The sequence below is a fragment of the Streptomyces sp. NPDC087787 genome (assembly GCF_044743035.1).
Lineage (GTDB): Bacteria > Actinomycetota > Actinomycetes > Streptomycetales > Streptomycetaceae > Streptomyces.
On the sequence record NZ_JBIUVQ010000018.1, the window covers coordinates 1 to 15834 of the forward strand.

The 15834-nt window shown below is 72.8% G+C and carries 9 protein-coding genes; 5 read left to right on the forward strand and 4 right to left on the reverse strand.

Annotated features, from left to right (window positions below; all coding sequences use genetic code 11):
• Positions 1-110: 110 nt before the first annotated feature.
• Positions 111-953 (forward strand): phosphotransferase, encoded by an 843-nt coding sequence (locus ACIOWN_RS26340; RefSeq protein ID WP_401983570.1) that lies wholly within the window; start codon positions 111-113, stop codon positions 951-953.
• 78 nt (positions 954-1031) lie between these two features.
• Here the strand turns inward: ACIOWN_RS26340 and ACIOWN_RS26345 are convergent, their stop codons facing one another.
• The 3 genes from ACIOWN_RS26345 to ACIOWN_RS26355 are packed head-to-tail and all read right to left on the reverse strand — an operon-like array spanning position 1032 to position 3024.
• Positions 1032-1553 (reverse strand): hypothetical protein, encoded by a 522-nt coding sequence (locus tag ACIOWN_RS26345; RefSeq protein ID WP_362348899.1) that lies wholly within the window; start codon positions 1551-1553, stop codon positions 1032-1034.
• Positions 1554-1597: 44 nt separating this feature from the next.
• A complete protein-coding gene (locus ACIOWN_RS26350; RefSeq protein WP_362348901.1) occupies positions 1598-2413 on the reverse strand; it encodes an ABC transporter permease in 816 nt (271 codons plus the stop codon).
• A complete protein-coding gene (locus tag ACIOWN_RS26355; protein WP_401983476.1) occupies positions 2410-3024 on the reverse strand; it encodes an ABC transporter ATP-binding protein in 615 nt (204 codons plus the stop codon). The genes ACIOWN_RS26350 and ACIOWN_RS26355 overlap by 4 nt, the downstream gene beginning before the upstream one ends.
• 303 nt (positions 3025-3327) lie before the next feature.
• Here ACIOWN_RS26355 and ACIOWN_RS26360 point away from each other — a divergent pair, with 303 nt between their 5' ends.
• Positions 3328-4704 (forward strand): flavin-containing monooxygenase, encoded by a 1377-nt coding sequence (locus ACIOWN_RS26360; protein WP_401983477.1) that lies wholly within the window; start codon positions 3328-3330, stop codon positions 4702-4704.
• Between the two features lie 90 nt (positions 4705-4794).
• Here the strand turns inward: ACIOWN_RS26360 and ACIOWN_RS26365 are convergent, their stop codons facing one another.
• On the reverse strand, positions 4795-6045 hold the full coding sequence (locus tag ACIOWN_RS26365; RefSeq protein WP_362348907.1) for a hypothetical protein: 1251 nt from the start codon (positions 6043-6045) through the stop codon (positions 4795-4797).
• A 687-nt stretch (positions 6046-6732) separates the two neighbouring features.
• Between ACIOWN_RS26365 and ACIOWN_RS26370 the strand changes: the two genes are divergently transcribed.
• From ACIOWN_RS26370 to ACIOWN_RS26380, 3 genes are read left to right on the forward strand one after another with little or no spacing between them, the layout of a single operon-like run.
• Positions 6733-7923: an SDR family oxidoreductase gene (locus ACIOWN_RS26370; protein ID WP_401983479.1), complete on the forward strand. Its 1191-nt coding sequence runs from the start codon at positions 6733-6735 to the stop codon at positions 7921-7923.
• A 41-nt stretch (positions 7924-7964) separates the two neighbouring features.
• A complete protein-coding gene (locus ACIOWN_RS26375) occupies positions 7965-9548 on the forward strand; it encodes a PfaD family polyunsaturated fatty acid/polyketide biosynthesis protein (protein ID WP_401983481.1) in 1584 nt (527 codons plus the stop codon).
• Positions 9549-9604: 56 nt separating this feature from the next.
• Complete coding sequence (locus ACIOWN_RS26380; RefSeq protein ID WP_401983482.1) at positions 9605-15811, forward strand: SDR family NAD(P)-dependent oxidoreductase; 6207 nt, start codon at positions 9605-9607, stop codon at positions 15809-15811.
• Positions 15812-15834 lie beyond the last annotated feature (23 nt).

Genomic DNA, 15834 nt, shown 5'->3' on the forward strand with positions numbered 1-15834 from the left:
CGGTCCGCCCTGGCGGCGAACCAGCCTTCCCTGCCCTGCTCCGCAGGGGTTCGATTCCTCCCCGCCCTGAAGGACGGGGTTTCCTCGAAGGAGACATGAGGGAGGACGTCGTGGAGCCATTCGAACTCCGCCGCGCGGTTCAGGCGGGACGGGCGACCGCCGTGGAGCTGGGCCTTCAAGTCGACGATGTGGTCGTCATCCACAACTCGGACCGCGTCGCGTTGCGCCTGGTCCCTTGCGATGTTCTGGCTCGGGTCGCGCCTTCGGGGCATCTGGCCGACTCCGAGTTCGAAGTGGAGGTTGCTCACCGTCTCGCCGGCATCGACGCGCCCGTGGCTGAGCTCGACCCTCGGGTCGTCCCCCGGGTCCATGTGCGTGACGCCTTCGCCGTCTCGCTCTGGACCTACTGCGAACCTGTGGGATCGGAGATCGCGCCGGCCGGCTACGCGGACGTGCTCATGCGGCACCATGCCGCTCTGCGGCGGATCGATCTGGACGCACCGCACTTCACCGATCGAGTCGCCGTGGCACTGAGAGAGGTGAACGCCCGGGAGCGGTCCCCCGAGCTGCCCGAGCCCGACCGGGAACTCCTCAGCGACACACTCAGCGGTCTGGCCGCTGCGATCAGCATCGACAAAGCCCGCGACCAGCTGCTGCATGGCGAACCGCACCCGGGCAACCTCCTCAACACCAGGAGAGGGCCGCTGTTCGTGGACCTCGCCACGTGCTGCCGTGGGCCGGTCGAGTTCGACCTCGCCCATGCGCCCGAAGAAGTGGGAAAGCACTATGCGGGGGCTGACCGCGCCCTGCTTCACCGGTGCCGCGCCCTGAACTGGGCGATGTTCTCGGCCTGGCGCTGGCGCCGAGACGACCAGATGCCCGACCGGGACCACTGGAGAGTGGAGGGCCTCAACCGGGTTCGCGCCGCACTTGATCGCTGCGGACCGGGCTGAACTCGGTTGAGGCCGTCGGGAGTGGGCGACGGACGGAGACGTCACCCGGCGGACGGGGGTGTCATCCGCCGCGGCTTGCTACCAGCCGGCCTTGACCCCGTTGTAGGCCTTGCGGCAATCGGCGTTGGTGGCCTCCGCCGAGAGCTTCTCCATGCTGTTCTGCCAGACCTTCTTGGCCACCTTCTCCAAGTCCCGTGTCTGGGCGGGGATGTTCGGCGCGAACTTCTTGATCGTCCCGATGGCGGAGGTGGTGAACTTGTTGCACGCGGGTCCGGCGGCGTTCCGGTAGCGGGTGTCCAGGTCCGTGGCCACCGCCTGGCCGTTCTTGGTGGCCCAGTTGTTCCAGGCCGCGCACGCCTCCTCGGTGATGGCCTTCTGGTCGGCGTCGCTCAGGTTCATGACCTCGACCAGCATGGCGTTCTGGACCTTGTCGGGGACCGTGAAGTCCGTGACGGGGAACTTGTCGAGGGTGGTGAGCAGCGCCTCCTGGCAGGCGGGCGGCAGCGGGGCCGCCTGTGCGGAGGCCGGGAAGGCGAGCGCGGAGGCGGACAGGAGGGCCGTGGTGAGGACCGTGCGCTGGACGGTACGCGACAGGCTCATAGGGGTGTGCTCCTTGCGTAAGGAATGTGACGGTTCGGGGCGATTCAACGCCCGCTTACAGAACGATCATTGGCCGCCGCGGTCACGGCGGCCCGTTCCGGTGGGAGCGCGTCGCGGGTACGGCGGCGGAAGACCATGAACCCGGCCAGCGCCGCCCCCGTCAGCCAGAGGAGCTGGATCGCGAGGCCCTGAGCCACCGGCGCGGTGGAGAAGGCCGCGGACATACTGGCCTGCACGGCTCCGTACGACGGCAGGAAGCGCACGACCGGGCTGTCCGACCCGGAGCTTGAGAGGGGGTTCTGCAGGGCGACGTCGATGACGCTGATCATCAGGATGGCGAACATGCCCTCCACCTCGCGGCGGAGCACCGAGCCGAAGACCACTCCGAGCGCGCCGTAGGTCAGGGCGGCGCAGAACAGCGCGGCAGCGAGCATGAGTGGCTGCCGGGGCGACCAGGCGAAGCCGGCGGCGGCCGTGGCGTACGCGGCGACGGCGGCGCAGACCAGGGTGAGCGCGGAGAGCTTGGCGAGGACCAGGTGGTGCCGCGGGTAACCCGCCATGGCCAGGCGCCGGTCGAAGGCACCGCCCGTGAAGGTGGCGGCGAACATCATGAACCCGGCGATCAGAGTGACCGCGTTCAACGCACCCGTGATCTGGGTGAGATGGTTGCCGGGCGGGGTCAGCACCTCACCCGTGGCGCGCAGTCTAAACGGCGCCGGCCGGTCGGGAATGGTCACGTAGGCCAGGGCGATCCACACGGGGATGTAGAGCACCACCAGCAGCATCGCGAACCGGTTGCGGGCGTGGCCGATCAGCGCGTACCGGGAGGCCGTGGTGAACAGGGCCCAGTGCCGCCTCATGCCGCGGCCTCCGCGCAGGCGTCCTGGCGGTGCAGGCGTCCGTCCTCCAGGCGCCACAACTCGTCCAGCCGGTCGATGTCGTACGCCAGGTGCGAGACGACCAGCACCGAGCGTCCGGCGTCGCGCAGCCCGGTAGCCAACTCCCAGAAGCGCAGATACGTCTCCCAGTCGAAGCCCTGGTAGGGCTCGTCCAGCAGCAGCACGTCGGGGTCGTGCATGAGCGCGAGGGTCAGGTTCAGCTTCTGCCGTGAGCCCCCGCTGAGCAGGCCCGCACGCTGGTCGAGGTACTCGGTGAAGTCCAGGGTCTCCATCACTTCCCCGGCCCGCCGCAGGTCCGCGAGTCCGAAGGCGTGCCGGAAGAAGTCGAGGTGCTGACGAACGGTGAAGGAGTCGTCCAGGACCACGGACTGCGGGCAGTAGCCGAACCTTCCGCTGTGGCGCACCGAGCCCCGGTCCGGCCTGAGTTCACCGGAGAGGATCTTCAGCAGCGTCGTCTTGCCCGCGCCGTTCTCCCCGACGATCCCGGCGAGCACCCCGGTGCGCAGCCGGAGGTCGACGCCTCGTAGAACCGAGTGCTGCCGGTAGGAGTGGTGCACATCTGTGACGTCCATCGCGCTGCTCCGTCGTGCCAGGTCTTCCGGTTGTCCGCGGAACCGGTCCGCGTCTTCCGGCTCTTTCCGAAGCGGCGGCAAAACCGGGCCGCCCGTGCCCAACGAGCGGCCACAGCAAGGGAAACGGCGTGGTCTCGGCTCGGTCCCACGGCGTCAATCCGGCGCCCGCCGCGTCACGCGTGCGGCGGTTACGCCGGCGGAAAAGGGGTTCGGGGTCGCCGGGGCGGCTAGCGTCGCCCGGACCGGGGTGCCGGCAGGTCCGCCCGCCCGGGTTCCGCTCCGGTCCAGAAAGGTCGGTCAGTCATGCGGAGGACATGTGTGATCGGCGCCGGTCCGTCAGGCCTGGCGGCGAGCAGGGTCTTCGCCTCCCGGAACGTTCCGTTCGACTGCTTCGAGGCCGGGTCGGGCATCGGCGGACTCTGGCGGTACGGCAACGACAACGGCATGTCGGGGGTGTACGCGTCGCTGCACGCGAACATCTCGAAGGAGAGCATGTCGTTCTCCTCCCTCGCCATGCCGGAGAGCTACCCGGTCTTTCCGCACCACAGCAAGGTCCTGGCGTATCTGGAGGACTACGCTGCGTCGTTCGGCCTGCACCGCCACATCGTGTGCGGCACGGAGGTCACTTCCGTGCGGCCCGTGGACGAGGGCGGCTGGGAGGTGGTGTGCCGGCGCCGCGGCGACACGGGCGAGGAGACGCGGCGCTACAGCGAGGTGGTGGTGGCCAACGGCCATCACTGGGACCCGCGTCTCCCGGCCCCCGCCGTGCCCGGTGCCGAGGAGTTCGAGGGGACCGCGATCCACTCGCACGACTACCGCACCCCTGACCCGTACGCCGGTCTGCGGGTGCTGGTCATCGGCATGGGCAACTCCGCGTGCGAGATCGCGGCGGAGATCTCGCGCACGGCGGCGCGGACGTTCCTCTCCGCGCGCGACGCGGCGCACGTGTTCCCCAAGATGCTGCTCGGCCGTCCGGCGGACCACCTGGTGTGGAGCCCGCTGGCCGGTCTCCCGCGGTTCCTGAAGGACCCGGGGCTGCGGCTCCTCCTGCGGCTCACCCGCGGTGCGCCGGCCCACTACGGGCTGCCCGCACCGGACCGCGGCCCGCTCGCCCGCCACCCTTCCACCTCCGACGAACTCCTCGTCCAACTGGCCCGGGGCGCGGTCACGCCGAAGCCCGGAGTCCGCTCCTTCGGCGGGACCACGGCGGCCTTCGCGGACGGCAGCCGTGAACCGGTGGACGCGGTGGTGTACGCGACGGGCTACGCCATCTCGTTCCCCTTCCTGGAACCGTCCCTGTTCGCCGCCCCGGACGGGCGCACCGAGCTCTATCTGCGTACCGTCCCGCCCCGCATCCCCGGGCTCTACTTCATGGGGCTCGCACAGCCTTCCGGCGCGGCCTTCCCGCTGCTCGAACCGCAGGCGGAATGGATCGCCGAACTGATCGAGGGCGCGGTCGCGCTGCCGTCTCCGGCGGACATGACACGGGCGATCGCGCGCGAGTGGCGCCGCCATCGCACGACGTACGTGTCCACCTACCGCCACGGGATCGAGATCGACTTCCGCTCCTACCGAAGGGCCCTGCGCCGGGAGCGCCGAGCGGGCAGGCGTCGCGCATGTGGCATCATGCCGAGCCTGCCCGGCGTCAGCGGCACCACCCGGGCGGCCGACGCCGTGTGAGCCCTGTGGATCGCCAAGTGACCTTCTGAAAGGAAGGGTTGGCACCGGGACCGTACCCGGGCGCTGGGTACGGCCCCGGTGCCGGTTCGTTCACTCGGGCGCCGAGGCCCCTTCCAGCTCACCCACGGCCTGCTCCCACAGTTCCGGGAGCGACTCCCCGAACGGCAGGGCCCGGTCGGACACGAAGGTCACCTCGGCCGAGCCGCCGAAGAACGACAGGCCCACCCCGAAGAGGTGTCCGGGCACCAGCAGGGGCAGCAGGGCGACGCCCGTCACCTGGGTGGTCCCCAGGCTGCCCTTGTCGGCGACCGGCATGGACGTGGCCATGACCTGGGTGACGCCCGGGGAGAGCATCCTGCGCAGGTACCACTCGGTCGGGCGGTCGGACATGTGGCGGACGAGGTCCTGAATACCCTGCCGCCATGCGTCGCCCCGCAGTTTCCGGGTCGTCGCCACGACGGAGTCCAGCCGCCACAGGGACGAGTCGCCGTCCCGGGACCGGGTGCCGCGCTCCGGGGCGGCCCGCACGGGCAGCTCCAACGGCAGGGCGAAACAGCGGTTGCCCCAGGTCTGTTCCTCCTCCGGGCGGCGCGCGTCGACGGGCAGCAGAACCGTCACGCGGGGAAGCCGCACACCGGACTTGGCGGACCAGGCCGACAACGCCCCGCCGAGCGCGGCCAAGTGGGCGTCGTGCGCCGATCCCCCACGTGCCGCACCGATCCGGCGGAGGGTGTCCGCCGACACCCGGCCCCGCCACAGGCGCCGCTCCCCCGTGGGGACGAAGGGAATGGCCGGACGGCGGCCGGGGAGGGTGAGCGAGCCGGCCATGAACTTCGCCGCCAGCCCGACGGCGGTGCCCACCCGCCGGGGCAGACCGGCCGGGCGGCCCTTCGCCGGCACCGGGCGGGCCGATGCCTCCCCCTCGCCCAGCATGGCCCGGAACGCCATCGCGGCGGCCGAGCCGTCCTGGCAGGCGTGGCGGAAGCGGTAGCACAGGGCGTAGTCGTCGGGCGCATGGCCATGGACCAGCCAGAGCCCCCAGTAGGTGCCGTGCGCGAACGGCGCGTTGACCGCGGTGTGCAGCGCGGTGTCCCAGCCCTCGGAGCCTTCGGCGACCACCTCGTGGACGTGGCGGTCGATGCTGAAGTCCGCGTCCGGCCGCCACCGGGGGCGCCGTGAGCCGCCGCCCTCGATCCGGCTCGTGTGCAGGGGCAGCCGGCCCAGGCGGAAGCCCACGTACGCGCGGAGGTCCGCCAGGCTCGGCGGCGGCCCGCTCAGGTAGGCGACGCCGCCCGCGTCCCAGCGGGTGTCGGGGTGGCGGCGTTCCACGCTGAGGAACACGCGGTCGATCGTGTGGGTGGGGAGACCGGGCAACGGACCGGACGGGGCTGAGGGGACGGGCGCGGGCATCGGGGAACTTCCATTCGTGCCGAGGGACAAGCAGGCGGGGCGAGGCCGGGCGGTCGGCCATCCCGACCGACCGCGGGACGTGTCACCTCGACCTGGATCAACACGGTTTATATCCGCACGTGGTGGGGGGCCGCAGGCGCTCGGGACCGCGGGCTCCCCCGTCTCACGCCGGGCTGGACGCTCCGCACCGCCCGCAGGCGGCGAGGCGGAACCACCCGGGGCCGCACATCGTCACCGCTCCGCCACCTCCGGCGAGATCATCCGAAAGGAGGACAGACTTTCCCGTCGCCCGCTCGGTCCCGGCCGCTTCGTCGCGCCGCTACGGACGTGCGTCCTGCCATTGCGACGGGCGCTTCGAAGGAACGTCCTGGATACGCACGGACCATGGCCCAGGTCATCCGTTCAGGTGAGCCGGTGGGATCGGAAGCTCCGTCGCCGTCCGCCGTCTGACACTGTGTGCCTTGCCCCGCGATCATCAGGCCGAGCCCGCCGGTGCCCATGCGCGCCGTGGGGGCGGTCGACTGCGTCCCGCCTCCCGGCCGCCGCAGCGGCCCGGCCTCCACCGCCCTCGCGCGCGATCGTGGTCCAGTCCCCCTTCGAACCCCTGGAGCCAAGGTCATGCACGTCGCCCTCACCGGCGCCACCGGATTCCTCGGGCTGCGCCTGCTGCGCCGTCTGCTCGGCACCCACCGGTCGGTGACGGTCCTGGCCCACGCGGGATCGGGCGACGCGGTGCACCGCATCAGCCGGTTCTTCGAACTGACCGGCGCGCCCGAGTCGTTCGTCGCCAGACTCCCAGGCCGACTACGGGTGGTGGAGACCGAGTTGGAGCAGCCCGGGCTGGGGCTGTCCAGGCGCGCGTTCCAGGAGTTGGCCGACGGGCTCGGCGCGATCTGGCACAGCGCGGGCAGCATCAACCTGGAGGCGGATCTTCCCGAGCTGCGCCGGACCAACGTCGAAGGGACCCGGCACGTGCTGGAGTTGGCCGCCGCCGGACGCCACAGACCCGTGCTCCACCACGTGAGTACGGCCTTCGTGGCCGGGAGCCGGCGTGAGGGCGTGGCCTACGAGGACGAGCTGGACGACGCGAACGGCTTCGAGAACACCTACGAGCGCTCCAAGTACGAGGCGGAGGTGCTGATCCACGCGTGGTCGCGGCAGCACCGCCGTCCGGTCGTGGTGCTGCGGCCCAGCATCCTGGTCACGGATCTGCCGCCGCACCCGGAACTGCCCTCGCATCCGCTGCAGGTCATCGAGCGGATCCTGCGCGACGCGCGACGCGCCGCCGGTCCCGGGAGCCCTGCAAGCGACGGTGCCGGGTCCGACGGCCCGCACGGTTCCGGCCTCCCGGACGGCCGTCCCCGCGTCCGCATGGTGGGGCATCCGCACGGCCGGCTGAACCTGATGCAGGTGGAGCACGCGGCCGAGGTCATGGTGCGGCTGGCCGGCCGGACACCCTCGGGCGGAGTCGACACGTTCCACGTCGTCCATGACCACGACGTGCCGGTGCCGACGATCGTGACCTTGCTGGAGCGGCTGGTCGGGTTGTCGATCGACCTGGTCGCCACCAAGCCGGACGATCTGTCGGCGCTGGAGGCGCTGGTGGACTTCTACCCGGGTCTCACGGCCTATCTGGCCCACCGGCGGCGCTTCGACGACACCAGGGTCCGGGCCCTGTTCGGTCCGTCGGCGGCCTCCCGCCCGGTGGACCTCGACTACCTGTTGTGCGGGCTGGTTCCGAGGGACCCGGTTCCCGCCGGGCCGCCGCCCACGCCCACGGCCGCCTCCCCGTCCGGCCGGTACGCCTGACCCGCGTCCCTCGCCTCCCCTCTCCCCGCTGGAGCCCCTTCGTGCCCGTGCTCTCCCCTCCTGACGCCCCCGTCGCGTCTCCTCCCGCCTTCTCCCTGGAGGAGATCGCCGCCCGTGCCCGAAAAATCCGGGAGCCCGTACACGTCGTCAGCGGGCCGAGCGGCCGTGAGCTGGGGCTCGCGACCGGCCCCGTACCCGACGGACAGGTGCTCGGCACGCTGCCGCCGCTCTACCCCGAGTGGCTCGGCGGGCGCACCTTCTGCGAGGCCCACGGCGTCCGTTTCCCCTACGTGGCGGGCGAGATGGCGAACGGCATCGCGACCACGCGGATGGTGTCCGCGATGGCCCGGGCGGAGATGCTCGGCTTCTTCGGCGCCGGCGGTCTGGCGTACGCCGAGGTGGAGCGGGCCGTGCACGCGCTGGCGCGGGAACTGCGGTCCCGGCCGAACTGGGGCGTGAACCTGATCCACTCACCGGCCGAGCCCACGCTGGAGTTGCGCGTCGCCGAACTGCTGCTGCGCTGCGGTGTGCCCCGGATCTCGGCGTCGGCGTTCATGGAGCTGACCCCGGCCGTCGTGCTGTGCTCGGCGCGAGGTCTGCGCCGGGGCGCCGACGGCGGGATCGTCCGGGGTACGCGGATACTCGCCAAGGTCTCCCGGCCCGAGGTGGCGGAGAGGTTCCTCTCCCCCGCCCCGGCCGCGCTCCTCGACCTGCTCGTCGCCCAGGGGAAGCTGACCCCGGAGGAGGCCGCTCTGGCGGCCCTGGTGCCGGTGGCCGAGGACATCACCGTGGAGGCCGACAGCGGAGGTCATACCGACAACCGGCCGTTGTCGGCCCTGCTGCCGAGGATCGTCCTGCTGCGCGACGCGCTCTGCCGGCGGTTCGGCCACCCCCGGCCGGTCAGGATCGGCGCGGCCGGCGGACTGGGCACTCCGGACGCGGTGGCCGCCGCCTTCGCCCTCGGCGCGTCCTACGTCGTCGTCGGATCGGTGAACCAGACCGCCGTCGAGGCGGGCCTGTCCGACGAGGCCAAGGCGATGCTCTGCGAGGCGGACGTCGCCGACGTGACGATGGCACCGGCGGCGGACATGTTCGAACTGGGAGTCACGCTGCAAGTGCTGTCCCGGGGAACGATGTTCGCCCGGCGGGCCGCCAGACTCCACGCCGCGTACCGGGCGCACGGCTCGCTGGAGGAGATCCCGCCCCCGGTGCGCGTCGCGATCGAACGGGACGTGCTGCGAGCCTCGTTCGACGAGGTCTGGCAGCGTACGCGCGCGTTCTGGGAACGGCGCGACCCCTCGGAGATCACGCGTGCGGAGGCCGACCCCAAACACCGTATGGCGCTGGTCTTCCGCTGGTACCTGGGCAGTTCCAGCCGGTGGGCGATCAGCGGCGAGTCGGCGCGGCGTGCCGACTACCAGATCTGGTGCGGTCCGGCGATGGGCGCGTTCAACCGCTGGGTCGCAGGCACGTTCCTCGCCGAACCGGCGAACCGGTCCGTGGTGCAGATCGCGCTCAACCTGCTCGAAGGCGCCGCGGTACTCACCCGCGCCCACCAACTGCGCACCTACGGAGTTCCGTTGCCGTCCGAGGCGTTCACCTACACCCCGTGCGGGCTGGCATGAGCGGCCCCCGGGTCCCGAAGGCATCAGCAGCAGCCGTCCATCCCCGAGGAGATATCGTGTCGGCTTCCGCCCCCGGGCAGGTGCCCGTCGCCGTGGTCGGTGTCGGTGCCCTGGTGCCCGGCGCGACGGACGCGGCCGGCTACTGGCGGATCGTGACCGGCGGCCGGGACCTGATCACCGAAGTGCCCGCCTCCCGCTGGCTGGTGGCCGACCACTACGACCCGGACCCCGCCGCCCCCGACAAGACGTACGCCCGCAGGGGTGCCTTCCTGCCGGAGGTGGACTTCGATCCGCTGGCGTACGGTGTGCCGCCCGCCGGCCTGCCGGCGACGGACACCTCCCAACTGCTCGCCCTGATGGTCGCGGACCAGGTGCTGACCGACGCCGGCGGTCTGCCGGACATGGACCGGGACCGGGTCGGCGTCGTCCTCGGCGCTGCCGCCCTGGAACTGCTTCCGCACATGTACGGGCGCGCCCATCGCCCGGTGTGGCTGAAGGCGTTGCGGGAGTACGGTTTCGCCGAGGCCGAGGCGCGGGCCGTGTGCGACCGCATCTCGGCGCACTTCACTCCGTGGCAGGAGTCGACCTTCCCGGGCCTGCTCGGCAATGTCGTCGCGGGACGCATCGCCAACCGGTTCGACCTGCACGGCACCAACCACACCACCGACGCCGCCTGTGCCAGCTCCCTGGCGGCCCTGTCCACGGCGGTCGGCGAACTGGCGCTCGGACGAGCCGACCTGGTGATCAGCGGAGGCGTGGACACCGGCAACGACATCGGCATGTTCCTGTGCTTCTCCAAGACGCCCGCGCTCTCCCGCTCCGGTGACTGCCGTCCGTTCTCGGACGCGGCGGACGGCACCATGCTGGGCGAAGCGGTCGTGATGTACGCGCTGAAGCGGCTGTCCGACGCGGAGCGGGACGGCGACCGGATCCACGCGGTGATCCGGGGCATCGGCACCTCGTCCGACGGCCGGAGTACGGCGATCTACGCGCCGCTGCCCGACGGTCAGGCACGGGCTCTGCGGCGCGCGTACGAGCAGGCGGGCTACGGTCCGCGGACCGTGGAGCTGGTCGAGGCGCACGGGACCGGCACGAAAGCCGGGGACACCGCCGAACTGACGGCGCTGCGAGCGGTGTTCGAGGCGCCGGGGCGTACGGACGGGCAGCGCATGGACGGGCAGTGGTGCGCGCTCGGCTCGGTCAAGTCGCAGATCGGGCACACCAAGTGCGCGGCGGGCGCGGCGGGTCTGCTCAAGGCGGTCATGGCCCTGCACCACAAGGTGCTGCCACCGACCATCAAGGTCGACCGGCCGATCCCGGCGGCCGCCGACCCGGACGGCCCGTTCTACGTCAACACCGAGACCCGGCCGTGGGTGCGGCCCGCCGGTCATCCGCGCCGGGCGTCGGTGTCGAGCTTCGGCTTCGGGGGCAGCAACTTCCACGTCACGCTGGAGGAGTACGTGCCCTCGGGCGCCGCGGCCCGGGTGCCGCCGCGCCATCGCTCCGCGCCGGACGAACTCGTCCTGTTCAGCGGCGCGTCGCCGTCCGACCTGGCGCCGCCGGAGACGGACGGCGGCCGTCCGCTGGCCGCGCTCGCCCGGGAGAGCCATCGCGCGTTCTCGCCCACCGACCCGGTGCGGCTGGCCGTCGTCGCCACGGACACCGAGGACCTGCGGGAGAAGTACGCGCAGGCGCTCACGCTGATCCGGCAACGGCCCGGCACGGCGCTCTCGACACCGAACGGCATCCGGTACGCCGTGGGGGACCCTGAACCCGGCCGGCTCGCCTTCCTGTTCCCCGGACAGGGGTCCCAGTACGTCGGGATGGGCGCCGGCCTCGCGATGCTCTCGCCGACCGCCCAGGCCGTATGGGACCGGCTGGCCGGTACCGGTTTCGACGGACGGCCCCTGCACCGGGTGGTGTTCCCGCCGCCCGCGTTCACCGACGGGGAACGCGCGGATCAGGCGGCGCTTCTGGCCGCCACCGAGTGGGCACAGCCCGCTCTCGCGGTGCACGCGCTCGCACTGCTGGACGTACTGCGGGAGCTGGGACTGCGACCGGACTGCGCGGCGGGCCACAGTTTCGGTGAGCTGGTGGCACTGCACTGCGCGGGTGCCCTTGACGCCGACGCGCTGGTCGGTCTGGCCCGCAGGCGCGGCGAGTTGATGCGGGACGCGGCCGCCGTACCGGGCGCGATGCTGGCCGTGGCGGCGGATCGCGAGCACGTGGTGTCGGTGCTGGCCGCCGGCGGGTTCGGCGACATCTGGCCGGCCAACCACAACTCCCCGCGCCAAATGGTGCTTTCGGGGGCGACGGAGGCCGTCGCGCGCGCCGAGAAGGCGTTCGCGGCCGAGGGTGTCGGCACGCGCCGGCTGGCCACGTCGACCGCGTTCCACAGCCCGCTGGTCGCCCCGGCCGGTGAACCGCTCGCCGCGTTCCTGCGTACGGTCCCGCTCACGGAGCCACGGATCGAGGTGTACGGCAACGCGGACGCGGCACCGTACCCGTCGCCGCCGGACGAGGTACGCCGCCGGATCGCCGAGCACCTGGCCTCACCGGTGCTCTTCCAAGACCAGATCGAGGCGATGTACGCGGCGGGGGTGCGCACCTTCGTCGAGGTCGGCGCGGGCACCGCGCTGACCGGCCTGGTCGGGCAGATCCTCGGTGACCGCGAGCACGCGGCGGTGCCTCTGGACCGGCCGGACCGGTCCGGGGTCTCCAGCCTGCACACCGCGCTCGGCGAACTCGCCGTGCGCGGCATCCCTCTCGACTTCGATCCCCTCTGGGCGCCTTACGCCTCACCCGGAACCCCAGTCAAGGAGCGCACGCCCCGGATGACCGTGAAGATCAGCGGAGCCAACTACGGTCAGCTGTACCCGCCCCGCGCCGACGGGGCCGAGCCATCGCCGTCCGCATCGACGCCCACGCCCGCACCCGTGCCCGTGCCCGTGCTGGAGCATGGGCCGGAGCACCACCCGTATCACGCACCTGTCCCTGCACCCTCCCCCTCCCCCGCGTCCGACATCCCGGTGGTTCCCATGCACGCGTACGAAGCCGAGCCGTCGCACGACCCCGTACCCGCGTACGACGCCGTGCCCGCCGACGACGCCCTGGCCGTGTACGGTGCCGAGTCCGGAGCCGCCCCCGCAGCCGAGTGGTACGCCGCGGTGGAGAGCGTCCAGCGGCACACGGCTGAGGCTCACGCGGCCTGTCAACGCATGCTGACCGACAGCCATTTGGCCTTTCTGCGGATGACCGAGACCACCCTGGCGGCGATGCTCGGGATCCAGGGCACCGGCGGTGCGCTCGACGCCCCGGCTCCCCCTGCACCGCTGCCGCTCCCCCGGCCTTCAGCGCCTCGGCAGGTCCCTGCACCTGCGACACCGGCCCCGTCGGCGGTCGGCGTTCCCGGGACCCAACCCGCCTTCGTACCCGCCGGGTCCGGCGTCGCGCCGTCGCCCGCACCGGTCGCCGCCGAGGACCGGGCGCCTGCCGCCGTCCCGGTGGATTCCCCGGACCCGGCCACCGACGGCGCGCCCCTGTCGGCGCCCGCGCTGGAGGAACTCCTGCTCTCGGTGGTGGCCCGGCTCACCGGCTATCCGGCCGAGATGCTCAACGTGGACATGGAGTTGGAGGCCGATCTGGGAGTCGACTCGATCAAACGCGTCGAGATCCTGTCGGCCGTGCGCCGCAGCGTCGGCGACATGGCGGCGGGAGACGTCGGAGAGCTCGGCAAGCTCCGTACGCTGCGCGAGATCGTCGAGGCGCTCACGGCGACCGGCCGGCAGCCCGGGAGCAAGGCGCCGGACGCCCCGGCCGCGCCCGCATCGTCCGGGGCGCCCGCCATGTCGGGGGCTCCCGCAGCGTCGAAAACCCCCGCAGGGGCGGGAACTTGCGCCGCCCCGGAGGCTCCCGCCACCCCCGCGATTCCCGCCGCCTCGGACGTGGCCGGCGTCCCGGCAATCCCGGCCATGCGCACCGAGTCCGGGCAGGAGACGGCACTGAAGAGGCTGGTGCCGCGCGCCGTGGAGTCATCGGCGTCCGGCCTGGCGACGGCCGGGCTCCTGGACGGACCGCTCGTGGTGACGGGCGCGGGCCCCCAGGACGCCGCGCTCACCGGCCTCGTCGCGCGGAAGCTGGCGGAGCACGGCGTGGACGCCACCGCCACGGCGGAGGTGCCCGAGGACGCGCACCGTGTCGTCCACCTCGGCGGGCTGACCAGGAGCGGCGCGCCGGACGAGGCGAGGGAGGTCCACCGGTCGGTGTTCCGCGCCGCGCGCACGGTCGCGGCACAGGCGGCCGAGCGGGGCGGGCTGTTCGTGACCGTGCAGGACACCGGGGGCGACTTCGGGCTCGGCGGTCACGCACCCGACCGGGCCTGGCTGGGCGGGGTCGCCGGTCTGACCAGGACCGCGGCGAAGGAGTGGCCGGGCGCCTCGGTCAAGGCCGTCGACTGCGAACGCGGTGGCCGGAGCGACGAGGAGGTCGCCGAGGCGATCGTGCGGGAGCTGCTGGAAGGCGGCCCCGACCTGGAGGCCGGTCTCCGCGCGGACGGTACCCGCACGACCCTGCTGGCGGTGCCCGCGCCGGTGACGCCCGACGGCACCCGGCGGATCACACCGGAGTCGGTGATCGTGGCCACCGGAGGGGCCCGCGGGGTGACCGCCGCCGCGCTGCTGGACCTGGCCAGGACCCACCGTCCGCGGATCGTGCTGCTCGGCAGGACGGCGCCGTCTCCCGAGCCCGAAGGGCTCGCGTCGGCCGCCGACGAACCGGCGCTCACCCGGCTGCTCGCCGAGCGTTCCACCGGGGACGCGGCGGACTCCTCGCCCGCCCGGATCGCGGCGCGGGCCCGGGAGATCCTGGCCGCGCGCGAGGTGCGGGCGACGCTGGCGGCGCTTGAGGAGGCCGGGTCCCCCGTCCGGTACGAGCAGGTGGACGTCCGCGACGAGGACGCCGTGGCCGCGGCACTGCGCGACGTACGTGACGCGTGGGGGCCGGTCACCGGCATCGTGCACGGCGCGGGGGTGCTGGCCGACAAGCTGATCGCCGACAAGACCGACGAGCAGGTCGAGTCGGTGATGTCCACCAAGGTGGACGGTCTGCGCGCGCTGCTGGCCGCGACGGCGGACGATCCGCTGGACGTGATCTGCCTGTTCTCCTCGGTGGCGGCCGTGTTCGGCAACGCGGGGCAGAGCGACTACGCCATGGCCAACGAGATCCTTGCTCAGGTCGCGTCCGCCGAACAGGTCCGCCGCCCCGGCTGCCTGGTGCGGTGCGTCGCCTGGGGTCCGTGGCGCGGCGGTATGGTCACGCCGGCCCTGGCCGGGCACTTCGGCCGGTCCGGGGTTCCGCTGATCCCTCTGGAGCAGGGGGCGGCCGCCTTCACGGCCGAGCTGGACGGCGCGGCCGGTGAGGCCCGGGTCGTCCTGGTCGCGGGGGACGATCCGGAGGCCCTGTCGCCGGCCGGCGATCCGCGTCCGGCTGAGCTGCTGGTCCGGGCGGACGGCCTGCCGCAACTGGCCGATCACGCGATCGCCGGGGTTCCCTTGCTGCCCGTGGCGATGGTCCTGAACTGGTTCGCCGGGGCGGCCACCGCATGGCTGCCGGGCGGAGCCGGCCCCCTCGTCCTGCGCGATCTGCGGGTGTACAAGAAGTGCGCCCTGCCCGAACTGGCCGGAGCGGGACACCGGCTCACCCTGCAGGGCAGCCGGGGTCCGGCCGGTTCCCCGTCGGGGCTGGAGGCGGAGCTGCGGGGCGACAGCGGGGTGGCGCACTTCCGGGCCGTACTGGACACCGGAGCCGAGGAGCCGGATCCGGCCGCGTGGAGCAGCCCGGACGGCCTCGAGCCGCTGGACGGCGTCGAGTTGTACGACGGGGAGATCCTCTTCCACGGCCCCCGCTTCCACTCCGTCCGCTCGCCGCACGGTGTTTCGGAGCACGGGGCCGAGGCGGTCGTCGCGGGCGTATCCGTGCTGGAGTGGCCGGGTGAGCACTGGCCGCTCGACCCGGCCGCCGTGGACGGCGCGCTCCAACTCGCCCTGGTCTGGGCGCAGGAGGCACTCGGTGCGGCGACGCTGCCGATGGCCGTCGCGGAGTGCAGGGTGCACCGGCGCGGTCCGGTGGAGGGCACCGTGCGGTGTGTGCTGCGGGGCCGGAAGGTCCACAGCACGGGGGCGCGCTGCGACGCGGCGCTCATCGACGCCGATGGAGCCGTCCGTCTGGAACTGCTGGGCGTGGAACTCGTCCGCCGCCCCTCCTGAGCCGCGCGTCTTCCGATATCCGG